This window comes from Algiphilus sp. (genome assembly GCF_023145115.1).
Taxonomy (GTDB): Bacteria; Pseudomonadota; Gammaproteobacteria; order Nevskiales; family Nevskiaceae; genus Algiphilus.
This window is the reverse complement of sequence record NZ_JAGLEJ010000047.1, coordinates 1-20,266: the sequence shown is the minus strand read 5'-3', so window position 1 is coordinate 20,266 and position 20,266 is coordinate 1. Positions and strand designations below refer to the sequence as shown.

At 72.1% G+C, this 20,266-nt stretch carries 17 protein-coding genes and 1 pseudogene; 13 read left to right on the top strand and 5 right to left on the bottom strand.

Annotated elements, in window-relative coordinates:
* Position 1 precedes the first annotated feature (1 nt).
* The 12 genes from cobO to cobS all read left to right on the top strand — a co-directional run bounded on the left by cobO (position 2) and on the right by cobS (position 13,891).
* The gene (gene cobO, locus KAH28_RS15805) at positions 2-634 is read left to right on the top strand and encodes a cob(I)yrinic acid a,c-diamide adenosyltransferase (RefSeq protein ID WP_290578283.1); all 633 of its coding nucleotides are present in this window, start codon (positions 2-4) and stop codon (positions 632-634) included.
* Entirely contained in the window at positions 631-1,920 is a 1,290-nt protein-coding gene (locus KAH28_RS15800; protein ID WP_290578282.1) for a cobyrinate a,c-diamide synthase, read from the top strand. Before cobO ends, KAH28_RS15800 begins: the two co-directional genes overlap by 4 nt.
* Positions 1,917-2,588, top strand: a complete 672-nt coding sequence (gene bluB, locus KAH28_RS15795; RefSeq protein ID WP_290578281.1) for a 5,6-dimethylbenzimidazole synthase — start codon at positions 1,917-1,919, stop codon at positions 2,586-2,588. Before KAH28_RS15800 ends, bluB begins: the two co-directional genes overlap by 4 nt.
* The gene (cbiB, locus tag KAH28_RS15790; RefSeq protein ID WP_290578279.1) at positions 2,585-3,532 is read left to right on the top strand and encodes an adenosylcobinamide-phosphate synthase CbiB; all 948 of its coding nucleotides are present in this window, start codon (positions 2,585-2,587) and stop codon (positions 3,530-3,532) included. Before bluB ends, cbiB begins: the two co-directional genes overlap by 4 nt.
* Positions 3,505-4,527 (top strand): threonine-phosphate decarboxylase CobD, encoded by a 1,023-nt coding sequence (cobD, locus tag KAH28_RS15785; protein ID WP_290578276.1) that lies wholly within the window; start codon positions 3,505-3,507, stop codon positions 4,525-4,527. Before cbiB ends, cobD begins: the two co-directional genes overlap by 28 nt.
* Complete coding sequence (locus KAH28_RS15780; protein ID WP_290578274.1) at positions 4,527-9,098, top strand: cobaltochelatase subunit CobN; 4,572 nt, start codon at positions 4,527-4,529, stop codon at positions 9,096-9,098. Before cobD ends, KAH28_RS15780 begins: the two co-directional genes overlap by 1 nt.
* Before the next feature lie 33 nt (positions 9,099-9,131).
* Complete coding sequence (locus KAH28_RS15775; protein ID WP_290578272.1) at positions 9,132-9,578, top strand: MotA/TolQ/ExbB proton channel family protein; 447 nt, start codon at positions 9,132-9,134, stop codon at positions 9,576-9,578.
* Complete coding sequence (locus KAH28_RS15770; protein WP_290578270.1) at positions 9,575-9,874, top strand: DUF2149 domain-containing protein; 300 nt, start codon at positions 9,575-9,577, stop codon at positions 9,872-9,874. Before KAH28_RS15775 ends, KAH28_RS15770 begins: the two co-directional genes overlap by 4 nt.
* 4 nt (positions 9,875-9,878) lie before the next feature.
* Positions 9,879-11,360, top strand: a complete 1,482-nt coding sequence (locus KAH28_RS15765) for a cobyric acid synthase (RefSeq protein WP_290578268.1) — start codon at positions 9,879-9,881, stop codon at positions 11,358-11,360.
* 124 nt (positions 11,361-11,484) lie between these two features.
* Positions 11,485-12,060, top strand: coding sequence for a bifunctional adenosylcobinamide kinase/adenosylcobinamide-phosphate guanylyltransferase (gene cobU, locus KAH28_RS15760; RefSeq protein ID WP_290578266.1), 576 nt, complete (start codon positions 11,485-11,487; stop codon positions 12,058-12,060).
* On the top strand, positions 12,057-13,130 hold the full coding sequence (cobT, locus tag KAH28_RS15755) for a nicotinate-nucleotide--dimethylbenzimidazole phosphoribosyltransferase (RefSeq protein ID WP_290578264.1): 1,074 nt from the start codon (positions 12,057-12,059) through the stop codon (positions 13,128-13,130). The genes cobU and cobT overlap by 4 nt, the downstream gene beginning before the upstream one ends.
* 5 nt (positions 13,131-13,135) lie before the next feature.
* Positions 13,136-13,891 (top strand): adenosylcobinamide-GDP ribazoletransferase, encoded by a 756-nt coding sequence (cobS, locus tag KAH28_RS15750; protein WP_366918215.1) that lies wholly within the window; start codon positions 13,136-13,138, stop codon positions 13,889-13,891.
* Here cobS and KAH28_RS15745 read toward each other — a convergent pair.
* The 4 genes from KAH28_RS15745 to KAH28_RS15730 all read right to left on the bottom strand — a co-directional run bounded on the left by KAH28_RS15745 (position 13,888) and on the right by KAH28_RS15730 (position 19,099).
* On the bottom strand, positions 13,888-14,163 hold the full coding sequence (locus KAH28_RS15745; protein WP_290578260.1) for a hypothetical protein: 276 nt from the start codon (positions 14,161-14,163) through the stop codon (positions 13,888-13,890). The genes cobS and KAH28_RS15745 overlap by 4 nt on opposite strands.
* A 181-nt stretch (positions 14,164-14,344) precedes the next feature.
* Positions 14,345-17,113, bottom strand: a complete 2,769-nt coding sequence (locus KAH28_RS15740) for a hypothetical protein (RefSeq protein ID WP_290578258.1) — start codon at positions 17,111-17,113, stop codon at positions 14,345-14,347.
* Between the two features lie 178 nt (positions 17,114-17,291).
* The gene (locus KAH28_RS15735; protein ID WP_290578256.1) at positions 17,292-18,038 is read right to left on the bottom strand and encodes a 2OG-Fe dioxygenase family protein; all 747 of its coding nucleotides are present in this window, start codon (positions 18,036-18,038) and stop codon (positions 17,292-17,294) included.
* A gap of 35 nt (positions 18,039-18,073) precedes the next feature.
* Entirely contained in the window at positions 18,074-19,099 is a 1,026-nt protein-coding gene (locus tag KAH28_RS15730) for a hypothetical protein (RefSeq protein WP_290578254.1), read from the bottom strand.
* Between the two features lie 210 nt (positions 19,100-19,309).
* On the opposite strand from KAH28_RS15730, the gene KAH28_RS15725 reads away from it, so the two are divergent.
* Positions 19,310-19,981 carry a TetR family transcriptional regulator gene (locus KAH28_RS15725; protein ID WP_290578252.1) on the top strand — a complete coding sequence of 224 codons (672 nt, stop codon included), beginning with the start codon at positions 19,310-19,312 and terminating at the stop codon, positions 19,979-19,981.
* Positions 19,982-19,997: 16 nt separating this feature from the next.
* On the opposite strand, the pseudogene KAH28_RS15720 reads toward KAH28_RS15725, so the two are convergent.
* A pseudogene (locus KAH28_RS15720) lies at positions 19,998-20,266 on the bottom strand (IS481 family transposase); the annotation flags it as partial.

Here is a 20,266-nt window from a genome sequence, read left to right as displayed (position 1 = left end):
CATGAGCCGCGACAACCCGACAAGCAAGGACGAGGAAGCCCGCAACGCCCGCCACCGCGAGCGCATGCAGCGCCGCAAGGCAGTGGTGGACGGGCGCATCGAGAAGGCGAGCGAGGAGCGCGGCGTGCTGCTGGTGCACACCGGCAGCGGCAAGGGCAAGTCGTCCTCGGCCTTCGGCATGGTGGCGCGCGCGCTCGGGCATGACATGAAGGTGGGGGTCGTGCAGTTCATCAAGGGCCGCTTCGCCACCGGCGAGGAAGCCTTCTTCCGGCGCTTTCCGGACAACGTGCGCTACCACGTCATGGGCGAGGGCTACACCTGGGAGACCCAGGACCGCGAGCAGGACATGCGCGCGGCCGGGGCCGCCTGGTCGGTCGCGCGCGAGCTGCTGCGGGATCCGGAGATCGCACTGGTGGTGCTCGACGAGCTCAACATCGCGCTCAAGTACAAGTATCTCGATGTCGACACGGTCGCGGCCGACATCGAGGGCCGGCCGCCGATGCAGCACGTGGTCGTCACCGGCCGCGGCGCGCCCGACGGCATCACGGCGATCGCCGATACCGTGACCGAGATGCGCGACATCAAGCACGCCTTCCGTTCCGGCATCAAGGCGCAGAAGGGCGTCGAGCTGTGATCGGCACTCGGCACTGTCCGGCCCTGCTCATCGCCGCTCCGGCCTCCGGTCAGGGCAAGACCACGGTGACCGCGGCCATAGCCCGGCATCACCGCCGGCAGGGCAGGTGCGTGCGCGTGTTCAAGTCGGGCCCCGACTTCCTCGATCCCATGGTGCTCGAGGTGGCCAGCGGCGCGCCGGTTGGCACGCTGGACCTGTGGCTGGTCGGCGAGGCGGGATGCCGGGCGCAACTCTTCGAGGCCGCCGGCGATGCCGACCTGATCCTGGTCGAGGGCGTCATGGGGCTGTTCGACGGCAAGCCCTCCAGCGCCGATCTCGCCGAATGCCTGGGCATTCCGGTGCTGGGGCTCATCGATGCCTCGGCCATGGCGCAGACCTTCGGCGCCGTCGCGCACGGACTGGCGACACTGCGACCGGAGCTGCCCTTCGCCGGCGTGCTCGCCAACCGCATCGGCAGCGAACGCCATGCCGCCATGCTGTCCGAGCTGCTGCCGGACACCATCCCGATGCTGGGTCATCTGCCGCGCGCGCCCGACGCCGCGCTACCGAGCCGGCATCTCGGGCTGGTGCAGGCCGGCGAGCTGGATGATCTCGAGACCCGTCTCGACCACGCCGCCGGGCAGCTGGTCTGGAGCGCAGTGCCGATCCCCGAGGTGGCCTTCGAGGCGCCCGATGCGTCCGTGCCCGAGCCCTTGCTGGCGGGAACGCGCATCGCGCTGGCGCGCGATGCCGCCTTCGCCTTCATCTATCCCGCGAACGTCGCGCTGCTGAAGGCGATGGGCGCCGAGGTGCTGCCATTCTCGCCGCTGGCGGGGGATCCGCTGCCGGACTGCGATGCGGCGTGGCTGCCCGGCGGCTATCCCGAGCTGCATCTCACCGCGCTGTCGTCGAACGACGCCCTGCGCGCTGATCTGAGCGCGCACGTTGCCGCCGGCAAGCCGTTGCTGGCCGAGTGTGGCGGCATGCTCGCGCTGCTGGAGGCGCTCGCCGACGCCGACGGCAACGCCGCCCCGATGTGGGGGCTGCTCGAAGGCAGCGCCCGCCTGCAAAAGCGCTTCGCCGGGCTCGGCCCGCAGCAGGTGGTGCTACCCGAGGGCGCGCTGCGCGGGCACACCTATCACCACGCACGCATGGATACCGGAACCGACCCGCTGGTCCACGCGACGTGCCCGAACGGTGGTCCGAATGCCGAGGCGGTGTACCGCCGCCAGCGCATGACGGCCACCTTCGTGCACTTCTACTTTCCGTCCAACCCGGTCGCGGCGGCGAAGCTCTTCCTGCCGTGACCGCCTTCGACGCCGACGAGCGCGAGACGCTGTACCGCGTCATCGCGGCGCGCCGCGACATGCGCCACTTCCGGCTCGATCCGGTCGACTCCGGCGTGCTGCGTCGCGTTCTCGCGGCGGCGCATGCCGGGCCGAGTGTCGGCTACATGCAGCCGTGGCGCTTCGTGCGCATCACCGACCCCGAGCTGCGCGCGAAGCTGCACGCCCACGCCGAGATCGAGCACCTGCGTACAGCCGAGGCCTGCGGCGAGCGCGCCGCCGAAGTGCGCGCGCTCAAGCTGCAGGGCATCCTCGACTGCGGCGAGCTGCTGGTCGTGGCGCTGTGCGAGGGGCGCGAACGCTACGTGCTCGGCCGCCGCACGCTGCCCGAGATGGACCTCTGCTCGGCCGCCTGCGCCATCCAGAACCTGTGGCTGGCGGCGCGCGCCGAGAACCTCGGCATGGGCTGGGTCTCGCTGTTCGAACCCGAAGCCGTCGCCGACATGCTCGCCATGCCGGCCGATGCGTACCCCATGGCCGTTCTCTGCCTGGGGCATGTCGAGCGCTTCTACCCGCGCCCGATGCTCGAGGCCGCGGGCTGGGATCGCCGTCGCGCGCTGGACGATCTGGTCTTCGAGAACGCCTGGGAGCGTCGCGGCGCGTCGCACGCGTCGGCGGACCCCGCATGACCGAGCCGCTGCTCGCGACGCTGGCCGTGCCGGCCGCGCTGCTGCTGGACCGCTGGCTCGGCGAGCCGCGGCGCGCCCATCCACTGGTGGCCTTCGGGCGCGTCGCAGCCGCGCTGGAAGCGCGCCTCAACGGGTGCGCGGGCTCGAATGTCGGGCGCGGCGTGCTGGCAGTCCTGCTGCTGGTGGTGCCGCCGGTAGCGGCGGCGATGGCGCTGACGGTCCTGCTGCCGGCCTGGGCGTGGTTCCCGATCGCGACCCTGATGCTCTACCTCGCCATCGGTGGCCGCAGTCTCGCCGAGCACGGCCGCGCCGTATCCGGGCCGCTGCGGTGCGGCGACACCGACACCGCGCGCACGGCGGTGCGCGCGCTGGTGAGCCGGGACGCCGCGCGCCTCGACGAGGCCGGCATCGCCACCGCGGCCACCGAATCGATGCTGGAGAACGGCGCCGACGCGGTGTTCGCGAGCCTGTTCTGGTTCGTCATCGGTGGACTGCCGGCGCTGGTCGCGCACAGGGCGGTGAACACGCTGGACGCGATGTGGGGCTATCGCGGCACGCGCTATAACGCCTTCGGGCGCTGTGCCGCGCAGCTCGACGACGTGCTGGGCTGGGCGCCGGCGCGGCTGACCGCGCTGAGCTACGCGCTGTGTGGGCGCACCGGGGCCGCGCTGCGCTGCTGGCGACAGCAGGCGCAGGACTGGGACAGCCCCAATGCCGGCCCCGTCATGGCGGCCGGCGCGGGTGCGCTGGAGGTCGTGCTCGGCGGCCCCGCGCCCTATGCCGAGGGCATCCGGCAGCGTCCGCCGCTTGGCACCGGCATCACGGCATCGGCCGCGCACATCGACGCGGCCATCGCGCTGGTGCATCGCTGCGTCGGGCTCTGGGCCGGTGTCATCGTCACCACCGGAGGGCTGGCATGGGCCTGGCGCACGGCGGCGGCCTGAATCGCGCGGCGCGCGACCACGGCATCCCGGTGGCGCGATGGCTCGATCTGTCCACCGGCATCAGCCCGTGGTCCTGGCCGGTGCCGGCCGTGCCGGAGCGCGTCTGGCAGCGGCTGCCCGAGGCCGACGACGGGCTTGTCGAAATCGCGCGCGGCTGGTGCGGCGCTCCCGAAACCATCGGCTGCCTGCCGGTGGCCGGCAGCCAGGCCGCGATCCAGGCGCTGCCGACGCTGCGCGCGCCGTGCCGGGTGGGCGTGCCGGCGCCGGGCTACGCCGAGCACGGCTGGTGGTGGGCGCAGCACGGCCACGAGGTCGTGCCCGTGCCGCTGGACGCTGTCGAGGCGCAGCTGGACGCGCTCGACGTACTGGTCTGGATTCACCCCAACAACCCCGCCGGGGATGCGGTGCCGCGCGAGCGGCTGCTCGCCTGGCGCGACGCGCTGGCCGCGCGCGGCGGCTGGCTGGTGGTCGACGAGGCCTTCGTCGACCCGAGCACGGCGGTGCCGGTGGCGCCGGATGCGGGCGAGGGGCTTGTCGTCCTGCGCTCGCTGGGCAAGTTCTTCGGGCTCGCCGGTCTGCGCGCGGGCGTCGTGCTGGGGGAGGCCGCGCTCTGCGCGCGCCTCGAGACGGCCCTCGGCCCCTGGGCGCTGAGCCACCCGGCGCGCTGGATCATGGCGCGCGCGCTGGCCGACCGCGACTGGCAGGCCGCACAGCGGCAGCGGCTCCGGGCGGCGGCCGAGGCGCTGGACCCGGTACTCGCGCGCCACGGTCTCGCGCCGCAGGGCGCCTCGGCGCTGATGCGCTACTGCCCGCTGCCCTCGGCGACGGCCGTCGACGCGCTCTTCGACGCGCTGGCGCGCGAGGCCGTGCTCGTGCGCCGCTTCGAGGCGCCGCCGGCGCTGCGCTTCGGGCTGGCGCCCGACGAAGCCGCGCTGGAGCAGCTGGACCGCGCGCTGACACGCGCCGTCGCGCCGAATCCGAAGGAGTCCTGCTGATGAAGCGTCTGTTCGCCGCACTGCTGCTGCTCTGTCCCTTCGCCGTCCAGGCGGCGACCATCGTCGGCATCGTCTCCGACCGCTCGGCCGCCGAGCTCGCCGCCGGCGCGCATCGCTTCCTGGAAGCGCATCCGGAGCATGCGGTGCAGCTGCGCACACCGCTGCAGATTGCCCAGCTCTCCGACCAGGAGCTGGTGGCGCTGTGGCGGGACGCCGATGCGGTGGTGATGGCGGCGGTGTTCGGCGATCAGGTGGGGCGCATCGAGCGCCTGTTCCGGCGCTATCCACCGTCCGCCGAGGCGCCGGTGCTGGCTACCAACAGCGACCGTGACATCACCCGCCTGTCGCGGCTGGACGGCGAGCCGGTGCTCGCGGGCTGGAGCAATGAACGCATCGACGAGCTGACCGCCAATCCCGAGGCCGATGACGACCCGATGGCGCATTTCCATGCGCTGCAGGAGCGCTTTCCCGGGCAGGCGGAATGGCTCAGGGGCAGCGGCTTCTACGCCGGCCGCAGCCCGGCGCATATCGACGGCCTGATGCGCTGGCTGCTGGCCCGCGCCGGGCACGACATCGAAGTGCCGGCGCTGACGCCGCGCGCCAGCGTGCGCTACTACCGCAACGGCAGCGCCAGCTCTGATCCGGCCACGCTCGATCTGGAGGAAGGCGCGGCGGTAGCGCTGCTCGACCTCGACTCCGGCGACCGGCCCGGCGACCGCGCGCTGCTCGACGAGGCCTGCCGCGCGCTGGAGGCGCACGAGCTGCAGTGCTTCGCGGTGCTGGCACGCTGGGGCGGGAGCAGCGTCGAGGCGGTGAAGCGGGTCAAGGAGACTGCCGCACCGGCGGAGATCTCGGCCATCGTCAGCCTGCAGGACTTCACGGTAGGCGGCGGCGGAGGGCGCCGCGAGGTGACCGAGGCTTTCAAGACATTGGACATCCCGGTGGTCAAGGGCATGCGGCTCGCCGATCTCACCGAGGCGCAGTGGCGCCTGTCGGCGGAGGGCGTGCCCTGGGATTCGGTGCACTACAAGCTCGCCATGCCGGAGCTGCAGGGCATCATCGCGCCCATGGTGCTGTCGGTGGCGCAGCCGCCGGAGATCGACGAGGCCACCGGCGTGCGGCTGACGCTGACGCGGCCGGTGGCCGACCGCGTCGACATGCTCGCCGCCCGCATGAAGCGCTGGCACCGCCTGCGCACGCTGGACAATGCCGACAAGCGGGTGGCGCTGATTTACTACAACCACCCGCCGGGCCGTCACAACATCGGCGCCGACAAGCTGGACGTGCCGGAATCGCTGTTCGAGATGCTCACGCGCCTCAGGGAGGCCGGCTACGACACCGGCGAGCTGCCCGCCGACGCCGAGGCGCTGCACGACATGATTCAGGACCGCGGCGTCAACCTGCCCGAGTACCGCGACAGCCTCGAGGCCATTGCCGGCCGCGTGCCGTCGCTGTCGACGCCGGCCTATCTCGACTACTTCCGGATGCTGCCCGAGCGCGTGCGCGCCGAGCTGGAGCACGGCCCGGTCGGCTATATGCACGCCCGCCTCAGGCAGGCCATGGCCGAGGAGGAACGCGCCCTCGGCCAGCAGGCGCTGCGGCGCGGCGTCGCCGATCTGCGCCACATGCTCGAGGAGATCGACCATCGCGCCAAGGCGCGCGCGCTGGATCTGCTGGCGCAGTTCGAAGCCGGCTGGGAGGGTCGTCTCGACGGCCGCGGCAACGCCGAGGAACTGCAGTCGCTGCGCGACGCGCTCATCCGCAGCGGCATACCGGGCCTGTCCGGCTGGGGCGAGGCACCCGGACGCGCGATGGTGCACGACGGCGCACTGCTGTTCCCCGGCCTGCGCTTCGGCAACATCTTCGTGGGACCGCAGCCACCGCGTGGCTGGGAAGTGCACGAGGCGCTGCTGCACGCCAACACCACCTTCCCGCCGACGCATCACTACGTCGCCTTCTACCACTGGCTGAAGCAGGACTTCGAAGCCGACGCGCTGGTCTATGTCGGCCGTCACTCCACGCGCGAGTTCCTGCCGCGGCGGCGCGCCGGCCTCGCCGAGGACGACTATCCGGACATCCTCGGCGGCGATCTGCCGCTGATCTACCCGTACATCGTCGACGGCGTCGGCGAGGGCATCCAGGCCAAGCGGCGCGCCATGGGCGTCATGATCAGTCACCTGACGCCGCCGCTGGCCACCACCGATCTCTACGACGAGCTGCTGGAGCTGCGCCAGCTGGTCGAGACCTACGAGGCCGCCGCCGATCCCGATGCGCCCACCCGCAAGCGCGCCGTCGAGCGCATGCGCAAGCGCGTCGAGGAGCTGAACCTGACTGCCGAGATCGAGGCCGAGCTGGCGGGCGGGCATCACCATCACGGTGAGGACGCGCAAGAGCGCGAGGCCGAGCACCCGGACGAACGCGACGACCACAGTGATCACGACGACCACGATGGAGAGCGCGAAGCGCGTGATGGGAGCGCCGATCATGACGGGGAAGGCGATCATCGCGAGCACGACGAGCACGACGAGCACGACGAGCACGACGAGCACGACGAGCACGACGAGCACGACGAGCACGACGAGCACGACGAGCGCGACGAGCGCGACGAGCGCGACGAGCACGACGAGGAAGCCGAACCCATATCGCTCACCGATATCGACGACGAGTTGCTGGTCCACGAGGTCGGCCACTATCTGACCGAGATGCAGGAGCGCTTCATGCCGCTGGGTCTGCATGTCTTCGGCCGCGACTGGGATGCCGAGGGTGTCGACACCATGCTCGCGTCGATGGCCGGCGACGGCGATCCCGAGCCCGAATGGCGCGAACGGCTGAATCAGTCGCCCGACCGGGAGATGCGGCACTTCCTGTCCGCGCTGGACGGCGGCTTCGTGCCGCCCGGCGAGGGCAACGACCCGGTGCGCACCCCATCGGTGCTGCCCACGGGCACCAACTTCCACGCGCTGTCAGGCGATCTCGTCCCCACGCGCGTGGCCTGGTCCATCGGTGCCGAGCTGGCCGCCGAGGCCCGCGCGCGCGGCGACGAGCGCGCACAGGGCAGCGAGGCCATCGTGCTGTGGGCCTCCGACACCGTGCGCGACGAGGGCGTCATGGTGGCCTTCGGCCTGGACATGCTCGGCATCAGGCCGGTCTGGAACGCGCGCGGCATCGTGCAGTCGCTGGAGCGCATGCCGCTGGACGACAAGCGCCGGCGCCGCCGCGACGCGCTGTTCACGACCTCCGGGCTGTTCCGCGATCTCTACGAGGATCAGCTGGTCTGGCTCGACCAGGCCTCGCGGCTGGCGCTGCAGGGTGCGTCAGAGACCATCCGCGCCAGGCATCCGCAGCTCGATGGCGCCCTCGACGCGGCGCTGGAAGCGCTGCCCGACGGCATGCGCGACCCCGGCGACGAGCCGCTGGCGCGCAACGACGTCGCGGCGCGCTGGGTGGCCGATACCAAGGCGCTCATCGACGGCGGCGCCGCGCCCGGGGACGCCGGCCGCGACGCCGCGCTGCGCGTGTTCGGCACCGCGCCGGGCGCCTACGGGGCCGGGGTCAATCGGCTCGCCGACCGCTCCGGCGCCTGGGCGGATCGTGGCGAGGTGGCCGGGGCCTACCTGCGCCGCATGGGACATGCCTACGGCAGCGGCGACGGCGGCCGCGCCGCGCACGACGCCTTCGAGCAGCGCCTCAAGGGCGTCGGCCGCACCTATCTGGGCCGGGCCAGCCATGTCTACGGCTTGCTCGACAATGACGACGGCTTCGACTTCCAGGGCGGGCTTTCGATGGCCGTCGAGCATCTCACCGGCGCGGCGCCGGACAACCGGGTCCTGCAGCACGCTGATCCGGACAATCCGCGTGTCGAGTCGCTGGAGCGCGCGCTGCTGGGCGAGCTGCGCAGCCGCAATCTCAATCCGCAGTGGCTCAAGCCGCTGATGGATCACGGCTACGCCGGCGCGCGCACCATGGGCGCGGACTTCCTCGACAATCTCTGGGGCTGGCAGGTGACCAGTCCCGAGGTGGTCCAGTCCTGGGTATGGGATGCGGTGCACGACGTCTACTTCCGCGACAAGCACGGCATCGGCCTGGACGACTTCCTGCAGCAGGCGCACAACGTCCACGTCAAGACGCACATGCAGGCCATCACGCTGGTGGCGGCGCATCGCGGGTTCTGGGAAGCCGACGATGCCGTCATCGACGCCCAGGCCACCGATTTCGCCAGAGCGGTCGTGGCGCACGGCCTGCCCGGCAGCGCGCACGCCAGCCCGGATCACCCCACCATGGACTGGGTGGCGCAGCGGCTGGACGATGCCGGGCTGCGCGAGGCCTTCAACGCGGTGCGCGCTGCGGCGCGCATGCCGGAGCGCCAGACGCCCAGCGATCCGGCTACCGTCAAGGAAGTGCGCATGACGCAGGAGGCCGCGCAGAAGGCACAGCAGCAGGCCGACCGACAGCAGAAGCAGCACGAGCACGACGCCGCCAGCGAGGGCGGCGTGGCGATGCTGCCTTGGATCGTTGCCGGACTGGCGCTCCTGCTGCTGGTCGGTGGTATCGGATTCGGGCGGCGCCGCTGATCGGCGCCGCGCAACGCGCAAGGAGAGGATGGGATGTTCACGTCTGCATCGCTGGAGATCATGGACGCGGTGGTCGGCTGGCTGCTGGAGCCGGTCATCGCCGGGCTGCTGGCACTGGTGGCGCTGGCCATCTGGGAGCTCGGCCTGCTGGTCGGCGAGGGCATCGGCGGCGTGCGCCGGGCTGAAGCGCATCTGGGCGCCGGCGGCCTCGCGGGCCGCGCACGCCGTCGCATCGATCGCGCCGACCTGCTGGCGCGGATCGGACCGATGCTCGGGCTGATGGGGACGCTGATTCCGCTCGGCCCCGGGCTGGCGGCGCTGAGCCGCAGCGAGCTCGACGTGCTGGCCGAGGCCGTGACGGTAGCCTTCAATACCACGGTGCTGGGGCTGTTCGCCGGCATTCTCGGCTTCGTCATCGGCCGCATGCGCAGGCGCTGGTACGACGCCGCGATGGAGCGACTGGAGGAGGCTGCCGCATGAGCGTGCCGCGCTATCGCAGCAGCCGCTTCGAGGTCGGCGACGATGATCCGATGGGCCCGCTGGCCAATCTCGCCGATATCATGCTGGTGTTCGCAGTCGGTCTGATGATCGCGCTGGCTTCGGCCGGCGACGGCGTGGAGCCGATGCGCACCGGCGGCGCCGATGTCGAGGCCGGGCGCGAGCTGCCCGAAGTGCCTGCCGGCACCGGTCAGGCCGGTAGCGGCTACGAGGCCGTCGGTCAGGTGTACCGCGACCGCGAGACCGGGCGCATGGTGCTGATCGGCGGCGAGGACTGAGCGGATGGCCACGCTGATGGTGCAGGGCACGACCTCCGATGCCGGCAAGAGCTGGCTGGTGACCGCCCTCGGCCGGGCGCTGGCGCGACGCGGCCTGCGGGTGGCGCCATTCAAGCCGCAGAACATGGCACTCAACAGCGCGGTGGCCGCCGACGGTGGCGAGATCGGGCGCGCCCAGGCGGTGCAGGCCGAGGCCTGTCGCGTGCCGGCGACGGTCGACATGAATCCGGTGCTGCTCAAGCCCACCACCGACCGTGGCGCGCAGGTCGTCGTGCACGGTCGCGCCGTCGCCCAGCTCGACGCGGTGGCCTATCACGACTACAAGCGCACCGCGATGGACGCGGTACTGGCGAGTCATGCGCGCCTCGCCGATGCCTTCGACGTGGTCGTGGTGGAGGGCGCCGGCTCGCCGGCCGAGATCAATCTGCGCGATCGCGACATCGCCAACATGGGTTTTGCCGAGGCGGTCGACTGCCCGGTGATCCTGATCGCCGACATCGACCGCGGCGGTGTCTTCGCACACCTGGTCGGCACGCTCGAGCTGCTCTCCGAATCGGAGCGCGTGCGCGTCGCGGGCTTCGTCATCAATCGCTTCCGCGGCGACATCGCGCTGCTCGAGCCGGGGCTCGACTGGCTGACCGCGCGCACCGGCAAGCCGGTGCTGGGCGTGCTGCCGTATCTGCAGGGACTGCAGGTCGACGCCGAGGACGCGCTGCCGCGCGACGCGGCCGGGGACGCGAGCGCCGGGCAACTGCGCGTGGCGGTGCCGGCGCTGCCGCGCATCAGCAACCACACTGACTTCGACGCGCTGCGCCGGCATCCCGGCGTGGCGCTGCAGTTCGTCGGCCCCGGCGAAGCACCGCCGGCCTGCGACCTGATCGTGCTGCCGGGCAGCAAGGCCGTGCGCGACGATCTGGCCTGGCTGCGCGCCGGCGGTTGGGACACCGCGCTGGCGCGCCATCTGCGCTACGGCGGGAAGGTGATCGGCATCTGCGGCGGCTTCCAGATGCTGGGGCGCGCCGTGCACGACCCCGACGGCATCGAGAGCGCGCCCGGCAGCAGCGACGGACTCGGCTGGCTCGACTGCGAGACCGTGCTGACCGGTGACAAGGTGCTGCGCAATCGCACCGGTCGTCTGACGCTGGACGAGGCGCCGGTGCGCGGCTACGAGATCCACGCCGGCCGTACCACGGGTGCGGCGCTGGATCAGCCGCTGGCGCGGCTCGATCCCTGCGACGATGCGGCCACCGTCGACGGCGCCATCAGCGAGGACGGGCGGGTTATGGGCACCTATCTGCACGGCGTCTTCGACGAAGCCGAAGCGTGCAATGCCCTGCTGCGCTGGGCGGGCCTCGCCGATGCCGCGGCGGTGGACATCGGCGCCGCGCGCGAGGCCACCTATGAACGCCTCGCCGACTGCGTCGACCAGCACCTCGACATGACGCGCGTGCTGGCGCTGTGCGGTGTTCCCGGTGAAGCGGCATGAAAGCGGTTAGCCACAGATTGCACAGATTTCCACCGATTCTTCGGGCTCTGGTGTGCGCTGACCTTGTCAGCGCCACCAGTAGACAATCCCCTGAATCTGTGAAATCTGTGGCCAAGAACCTGCCGTGAGCAACGCGTTCCCGCCCACCAATGGCGCCATCCCGCAACGCCAGCTCATCCTCGGCGGCGTGCGCTCGGGCAAGAGCCGGCTGGCCGAGCGGCTGGCATCCGCGTCGGCGTTGCCGGTCACCTACATCGCCACCGCGCAGGCGGGTGACGCCGAGATGGCCGCGCGCATCGCGTACCACCGCGCGCAGCGCCCGGCGCACTGGGAGACCGTCGAGACCGGGACCGCGCTCGGTGCCGCGATCGCCGACGCGGGCGCGCCCGGCCGGCTGGTGCTGGTGGACTGCCTGACCCTGTGGCTGACCCGGGTGCTCTGCAGCGATGATGCCGATGCGCTGCTCGCGGCCGAACGCGCCGCGCTGATCGAGGCAGTGCGCGACAGCGCCGGACCGCTGATCATGGTGAGCAACGAGACCGGGCTGGGCATCATGCCGATGGATGCGCTCAGCCGCCGCTTCGGGGACGAGGCGGGGCGCCTGCACCAGGCGCTCGCGGCGCTGTGCGAACGCGTCGTGCTGACCGCCGCGGGCCTGCCGCTGGTGCTGAAGGGCGATGCGATCGAGGCGACGCCATGACCGCATCCCCGTCGTGGATCCGCGACGCCGCGCGCACACCCGACGCCCGCGCCGCAGCCGAGGCCGCCGCGCGCCAGGACCGGCTCACCAAGCCGCCCGGCGCGCTCGGTCGGCTGGAGACGCTGGCGGTGCGTCTCGCCGGCATGCAGGGACGCGCGCGCCCGACGCTCGACCGCATCGCGATCACGGTGTTCGCGGCCGACCACGGCGTGGTCGCGGAGGGTGTGTCGGCCTTTCCGCAGTCGGTGACCGGCGCCATGATCGCCAACTTCCTGCGCGGCGGCGCCGCCATCAGCGTCGCCGCGCGCAGCCTCGGCGCACGGCTCGAAGTGGTCGATCTGGGTACTGCCGAGGTCGCCGCACTGCCCGATCCCGCACCGGGCGTGCGCCTGCACCGGCAGCCTCTCGGACCCGGCACGGCCAACTTCCGCCGCGGCGAGGCGATGACGGCGGTACAGCTCGGCGAGGCGCTGCATGCCGGCCGCGAGGCCGTCATGCGAGCGCTGGCCGACGGCGCGGACCTCTTCGTCGGCGGCGAGATGGGCATCGGCAACACCACCGCCGCGACCGCGCTGGCCTGCCTGCTCACCGACGCATCCGCCGAGGCCCTGTGCGGTCCAGGAACGGGTCTCGACGATGCCGGCGTGCAGCACAAGGCTTCGGTGGTGCGCGATGCGTTGCGCCGGCACGCGGCGGCCGCCGACGACGCGCTGGCGGCGCTGCGCTGCGTGGGCGGATTCGAGATCGCCGCGCTCTGCGGCGCCTATGTCGCCGCCGCGCAGCACGGACTGCCGGTACTCGTCGACGGATTCATCGCGACCACCGCGGCGCTGGCGGCGCGGCGCCTGTGCGCGGATCTCGACGCATGGTGCTTCTTCGGCCACGCTTCCGCCGAGCCCGGCCACGCGGCGGTGCTGCGGGCACTGGATGCCGAGCCGCTGCTCGACCTCGGCATGCGGCTGGGCGAGGGCAGCGGTGCCGCTGTCGCCGTGCCGCTGCTGCGCATGGCCTGTACGTTGCATGACGGCATGGCGACCTTCGACGAGGCCCGGGTCGCCGACGGGAGCTGAGCATGCTGCGCCCCTTCCTGATCGCCGTGCAGTTCCTCACCAGCGTGCCCGTGCGGCTGCCGGAGGTGCCGGGTCCGGCCGACCAGGCCCGTGCACTGCTGTGCTATCCGCTGGTCGGCATGGCGATGGGGCTGACGCTGGCGCTCGTCGGTCTGGCGCTGGACGCGGCGCTGCCGCCGATGCCCGCGGCGGCGCTGTTGCTGGCGGTCTGGGTGGCAGCCTCCGGCGCGCTTCATCTCGACGGGGTGGCCGATACCGCGGACGGCTGGCTGGGCGGTGGCGGTGATCGCGCGCGCGCGTTGCGCATCATGCGCGACCCGCACACCGGCGCCGCCGGCGCGGTGGCGCTGGTGGTGCTGCTGCTCGCCAAGTTCTCGGCGCTGGTCGGCCTTCTGGTGGCTGATGCCTGGGCGGTGCTGATCGTGGCGCCGCTCCTCGGGCGGGCCGCAATGCCCGTCCTGCTGGTGACGACGCCCTATCTCAATGCCCGCGGGCTGGGTGCGGTGATGGCACGGCATGCGTCGCGTCGCGAGGCGCTGCTGGTGAGTGCGGGCGCAGCCGTGCTGGCGTTGCTGGCGGTCGGGGTGACCATGGGGGCGTTGGCGGCGCTGCTCACGGTGGGCGTGTCCAGCGTCGCGGCGCTGGCCTGGCGCCAGGGGTTGATGCGCTGGCTCGGCGGTACCAGCGGCGACACGGCCGGGGCCCTGCTCGAGCTGGTCGAGGTCGCGGCGCTGCTGGCGGCGAGTGCGGCGCTGAACTAGGCAGCGAGTCGGGTGTCGATCGCGATGCGGTGGTCGGCGTGCAGCGTCTCGGCCAGTGCCTCGACGGCATGGCGTGCCGGGCCGAGCGCGGACTCCGAGGCATCGGCTTCGCGCAGGCTCAGTCGCAGCTCGGCGAGCGCGCTGACACTGCGCGAGTAGTCGGCGTCGGCGAGGGCGTCGATGAGGGCCTGCTCGGCAGCGGCGATGTCGCGCTGGGGGCGGGAGAGGCTGCGGTCGGTGGTGCTGCGGCTGAGGTGCGAGACGCGGGTCATGGCGGGATCCGGTGGATGCCTGGATCCCACCATGAATGGCGGTTCGGGTATCGGCGCCGCGGCGCCGATGAGCGGTGGCCGCGACGCTACGAGCGTTCCGGCACGGCGACGCTTGCGGGATCGCCGGTGCGCCGACGCGGATGAGCGGTGCCCCGCTCACCGCGCCCGCGCAGGGCCGCCGTCACGGCGCCGCGGTGATCTCGATCCGCGTGGTGGCGACGGCCTCGCCGCCGCGGCCGTCCCCGACGACGATCTCCATGGTCACTGCCGAGCCGTCGCAGCCGGCCGCCAGCGTGACGGTGGCCGCCGGCTGGTCGGCATCGGCGAGCCCGGCGACGCAGTCGCCGCCACCCGCGACCGACCAGGCGTAGGTCAGCGGGTCACGGTCGGGGTCGGCCGCGATCGCAAACACGCGGGCGGAGCCGCCGGCGGCGGCGCTGGCCGGACCGGGCGCGCGCACCAGCGGGACGACATTGCCGGCGCTGCCGCTGGCCACGGCCTCGGACACATAGTCGCGCGCGAAGCAGGGCCGCGGTCCGCAGACGTTGGTGAAGCGCCCGTCCAGCAGGAAGTCGTAGCGCTGGATGGCGCTGCTCACCTCCTTGCGTGGATCGCCGTGGGGGTCGCGGCCGTCGCGCGGCGGGGTGTTGGTAATCGGCGCGGTGGCAGTGCCGTCGTTGAAGGCGTTGTCGACCGGCCCGATGTCCCACACCACCAGCGCGCTGCCGCCGGATCCGTCCACGGCCGCCGGCATGCCCCAGTAGGGGTTGACGTTGCTGTGGCGGCCGTCCTCGACGCCGGGACGATGGACGCTGCCGCCGAGGGTGCGGTTCATGACCTCGGCCGACACGTCGGCGACCTGGTGATCGCCGAAGGCGACGTGCAGCAGGACCTCGTGGTCGGGCGTCGGATAGCCAAGCGCCGTGTAGCGGTCCGGCTCGCGGATGTCGCGCGCGAAACCGTTGTTCTCGCCGCGGTCCCAGAGATTGTTGATAAGCGACAGCAGGAAGGACTGGTCGAAGCTGTTCGGATAGGCGGCGTAGAAGAAGGTGCCGTAGGGGTCGAAGTCGACGCTGCGGCGGAGCAGGGTCGAGTAGTTCATGCCGGGCACGCCGAGCGACCCGCGCGTGATATCGGTGGAGGTCGCGATCACCGGTCCGCCGAGGATGCCGCCCTGACTGTTGCCGTCGTAGACCACGCGCTCGCTGGTGATGACCGGCCGGCCGTCGGCGCTCCGGAAGGCCGGATCGCTGGCCAGTCCGTCGGGATGCTTGAGCAGTCGCGCCAGGTAGTGCCAGTTGATCACGCCCTGCTGGAGGCGGTCGGTGAGGCTGGCGAACTGCCCGATCTCGAGCAGGATGAGCAGGGTGCTGGGCACGTCGCGGGTCGCCATGCCGATCCAGTCGATGGCGCAGTGCATGAGGTTGAGCTCGCGCAGGCGCTCGGTGCTGCTGCCGCCGACCTCGCCCTTGCCGCCGAGCAGGCCGTGTCCGTACATCAGCGGCGTCGCGGGGCGCACCCAGGTCGCCGCATCCCCGAAGTCTCCGATGGCGGTGCGCGGGATCTCGCACTGGAAGCGGTACTCCTGCGTCGGCTGCAGCGGGTTGATCTGCGGCGTGGCCGCGCGCGGGATGCCGTAGTTCAGGCGGGAAAGCGGCAGCTGGCCGAGGTCGCGCAGCACCAGCTGCAGGCCCTCGGCAATGCCGCCGGCGGCGTCCGCGATGACCGGCACCTCGGTGGCCTGCAGCGCCCCCACGGTGCCTTCGACGATGGCGCAGTAGTCGGCCAGATCGCTCAGGAGCGGCGTGTTGTCGCACAGCCCGTCGGGCAGGTTGAGGTAGTTGGGGACCGTCATGCGGCCCTCGATGCGGCGGATGCTGTCGCCCTCGTCGAAGTCCTCGACCGATACGATCTCGAACGCCGGTGCGCCGCCGTCGAGCATGCCGAGGGCCTCCTCGCGCATCGCCAGCACCGGCTCCGCCGTGCTCCGGGCGCTGCGCACCGTGAAGTCCCACGCCAGGTAGAGCTCGTCGCGCGCGACGCCACTGGCGGACAGGGTGTCGAAAAGGTTCTCCATGTGCTCGCGCCGGGCGTTGACCGTATCGAGGTCGCTGACGTGGCGGTCGCGGAAGACGCGGAACTGCGACGGCGCTTCCAGCAGCGCGCCATCGGCGTCGCGCAGGTTGCGCATCGCCACGATGTAGCGGTGGCCTTCCACGAAGTTCTCGCCGGGGCGCAGGATCAGAGCCGGCGGGTCGACCTTGAAGGCATTGTTGGGCAGCAGGCCGCTGCCGTCGAGGACCTCGCCCAGCACCGAGAAGATCGGCGCCAGCAGCGCGCCGCAGCCGTCGCTGACCGCGCCCAGCAGGGCGCCCAGCGCGTCCGGTGCGTCACCGACCAGCGCGAGCAGCTCGTTGAGGCCCGGTGCGAGGTCGCATACCGGCGTGGCGGCGGTCTCGCTGCTGTCGATCTCGACCCAGACCGGGTGGCGCTCGCCGGTGGCGGCATCGATGATCAGCACCGGTGCGTCGGCCTCCAGCGAGGCCTCGATGTCCGTCACCGGGGCGGCGCCGGTTGCGGCCAGGTCGAGGTCCGGCACATGGGTGAGCATCATCTGCCCGGGCGAGAAGCCGTCGTCGACATTCCACGCGGCCGGATTGACCGGGATGCCGACGATGTTCATCGGCATGCCCGCGACGTCGAGGTTCAGTCGCCGACCGGTGACGGTGCTGTCATCGGCGACGGTGAGCGCGTCGCTGGGCCAGGGGAACTGGCAGTAGGCCGGATCGAGGAAGTCGCAGCCGCGGCGCTCGGCATCGGAGACGGCATCGGCGATCTGCGGGTCGAGACTGTCCTCGCGCAGTGGCGGATCCTCGCCCGGCGTCCCCGGAGTGCCGGCGCCGTCCCGCGGCGGCTCGCTCGAACCGCACCCCGCCGCGGCCAGTGCCACGAGGGATATCCACAGCCACCGACGGCCGCACACCGGGCGGCCCGCATTCCCCTGTTCCATCGTCTCCCCGCTGTTGTCGTTGTGTTCGCGTGCCTGTCACGCGACTGTCACGAATCCTACACAGGCGCCGCGGCTGTGCGCCAACCGCGGGATGTAGTGAAAATTGCGGAGAGGGGCGTCAGGACGGCGCGTCGCCGGGCGGCCGTCGCGCGAAGGTGATGACCAGGGCGTCGCGATAGGCGGGGCGTGCGGGGTCGAGCGGATGGATAGGCGTGACGCCGTGCAGCACGCGCCGGTCGTCCAGCAGCACCGTGTCGCCGGGCGCCGCCAGCGTGAAGGCGCCGAGCTCGGTGCCGTCGGCGTGGCGGATGTGGGTGCTGCCCTCGGAGACATTCTGGCGCGCGATCAGCGTGACCAGCACGTAGTCGACGCCGTCGCGGTGGACCCCTTCCGGCGTGGGCTGGCCCTCGCGGTCGGGTGCGGCCTCGATGCGGAACTGGTGCAGTTCCACGTGCCAGGGGTCCACCTCCGGGGCGAGAGCGCCGAAGGTCCGCGCGCTCAGGTTCAGGAGGGCCGCGGTGGCCGGGTTGTCGATCACCACCGGGTCCACCGGCGAGAACCAGCGCTGCACACCGCCGTTGAGCGGGTTGTAGTCGCGGCTCTGGTAGTGAGGCTGCTGCGGCAGGCGCGCCCATCGGCCGTCGGCGCCCGCGCGCAGCGTCGCGTGCCGGCGCCGCCGGTAGCGTCCGCCATCCGCCATGAAGCGATCCACCGGCATGCGATGCCAGCTGTCCGCGAAGCGACGCCAGGCGGCATCGTCCGCGCCGAAGGCGTTCAGCGTCGCGTACAGCGCCGCCGCCGGCACGAAGACATAGCCGGATTCGGCAATCGCTGACGCCTCGGGACTGTGAACGGCCTGTGACATGGCGGCGAAGCATGCCACGAAGCGGATGGAGGACCTCAGCGCGTGGTCGCGGTGCCCCCGCCGACGGCGCCGGCGAATGCGTCCGAGGCATAGAAGGGGGCGAGCTGCGCCCGGACGATCGCTTCCAGGATCCCGCGGTCGTGCAGCACCGCGAGCACCGAAGGGGCGTAGTGCCGCGCCTCGTGCAGCATCATGGCGCGGTCGACGCCGAGGTCGACGAGCAGCGCACGCAGCGGCGTGTCGCCGTAGCGCTCGAACACCGCGTCGACGCCGCGCGCGATCATCGCGCGGTAGGTCGGATGATCGCGCAGCGATTGCCAGTAGCCGTAGGCGAGCGCGGCGAAATCCTCGATGTCATCGTCGCCCAACCCCTCGCGCAGGGGTGCTACGGGCATCTCGGCAAGGCGATCCCAGAACGTTTCCAGTGCGTCCTGCAGCGCGTGGTCGTCGATGTGCCGCAGCAGGTACTCCGGCAGACCGGCCGCGCCGTCGCCGGCCTGCTCGGCGGCGCGTGCCAAGATCAGGTCGAAGGCGTCCCGGACGGTGGCCGGCAGGCGCTGACCGAGTGCGCCGAGGCGGCCGGCGCGGCCTGCGGCCTCGCCGATCCAGCCGCGCAGCGCGTGCAGGCAGAGCGTGGCCACCAGCCCGCGTACCGCGTCGCTCCGGTGCAGCTCGGCGACCGCGCCGGCGCGCAGGCCGTGCAGCTCGCTGATCTTCGCGATGAAGGTCCGTATGGCGTCATCCGGCACCAGATCGCCGATGCACGCGTCGGCCAGCGCGGGCTGATCGCGCAGGGCGCGCGCGACCGCGCAGATGAGCTCCGGGATGCCGCCGGTGAGCGGCAGGTCGGCGGCGTAGCGCAGCGCCGTCTCCGTGACCTGCTCGCACGACACCGCCTCGGCCAGCGTCAGGGTTTCGGCATGGGCCAGCAGCGTGTCGACGGTGTCGACCAGCCAGGCGTCGAGCGCAGGGCCGTCGGCAGCGCGGTCCAGGATCCACGCAACGTGCGCGTCGAGCGCGCGGGCGGCGATGCAGTCGGCGGGCGGGGCGGGGTCGGGCATGGCGGGAGCCTAGCGCGTGGCGCCGTCGCCGTGCGGCCGGGCGGCGTTGCGGGAGGGGGCAGGTATCATGGCGGGAGTCCGGTTGCGTTCGGGCCTGGTGTGCACATATGTTCACCGGCGGTGCGCGCGCCGGTCAACCGGCTCGGCAGAGCTCTCTTCTACAGCGGAACACGGAACGCGGCGAGACGTGAACGACCGTCCTCACAGGCCATGACCGAGCGCAAGCACCGCAGCCGGCGCTCGTCGCTCGAGCGCATGCGCGACGCGCGCGAGCAGCGCACGCCGACGCGCGAGCGCCTGATGCAGGCCGCGCTCGAACTGGTGGCCGACGGGCGCGGCTTCGGCAGCCTGGGGCTGCGCGAGGTGGCGCGCGCCGCCGGAGTGGTGCCCACCGCCTTCTACCGGCACTTCCGCGACATGGAGGATCTCGGCCTGGCGCTAGTGGAGGAGGGCGGCCTGACCCTGCGCCGCCTGCTGCGCGAGGCGCGCCGCGACGATCTGCCGGCGCGCGACATCATCCGCCATTCGGTCGGGATCTACGTCGAGTATTTGCGCGCACACCGGCTGCACATGCGCTTCATCGCCGGTGAGCGCCTGAACGGTCCGGCGCGCGTGCGCGATGCGATCCGGCGCGAGGTCAGCCGCTTCTCCGAGGACATGGCCGAGGACCTGCGCGCGCTGGATTTCCTCGCGCACCTGCCGCCGCGCGTCATGCGACTGGTCTGCGATCTGGTGGTGGCGACCATGCTGGACGCGGCCGGCGATCTGCTCGACGACGATCTGTCCGAGCGCGAGCGCGAACGGCTGTTCGACGCTCTCGTCGAGCGCATCCGGCTGATCTTACTGGGGGCGGGCGCCTGGCATGAGGAAGGCGCCGGCTAGGTGTGTAAACCCACCAGATGGCCTGGATGAGCGCCCGGCACGCGCTGCGGCCGGTTTCGTCGGCATGCACGGTGCTCAGCGCCAGCCGGGAGGCATCGTCGACGGCGACGTGGACGTAATCCCAGCCCGCCCCGCGCGAGTTCAGGCGCCGGCTGTCGGTGACGCGATGGCCCGGACGGTGAAAACGCCCGAGCTTCTTCACATCCAGGTGCAGCATCTGGCCGGGCCGGTCCCAGGCGTAGCGCCGGACGGGCCGGGGTGGATCCAGCACCGACAGCCGATTGA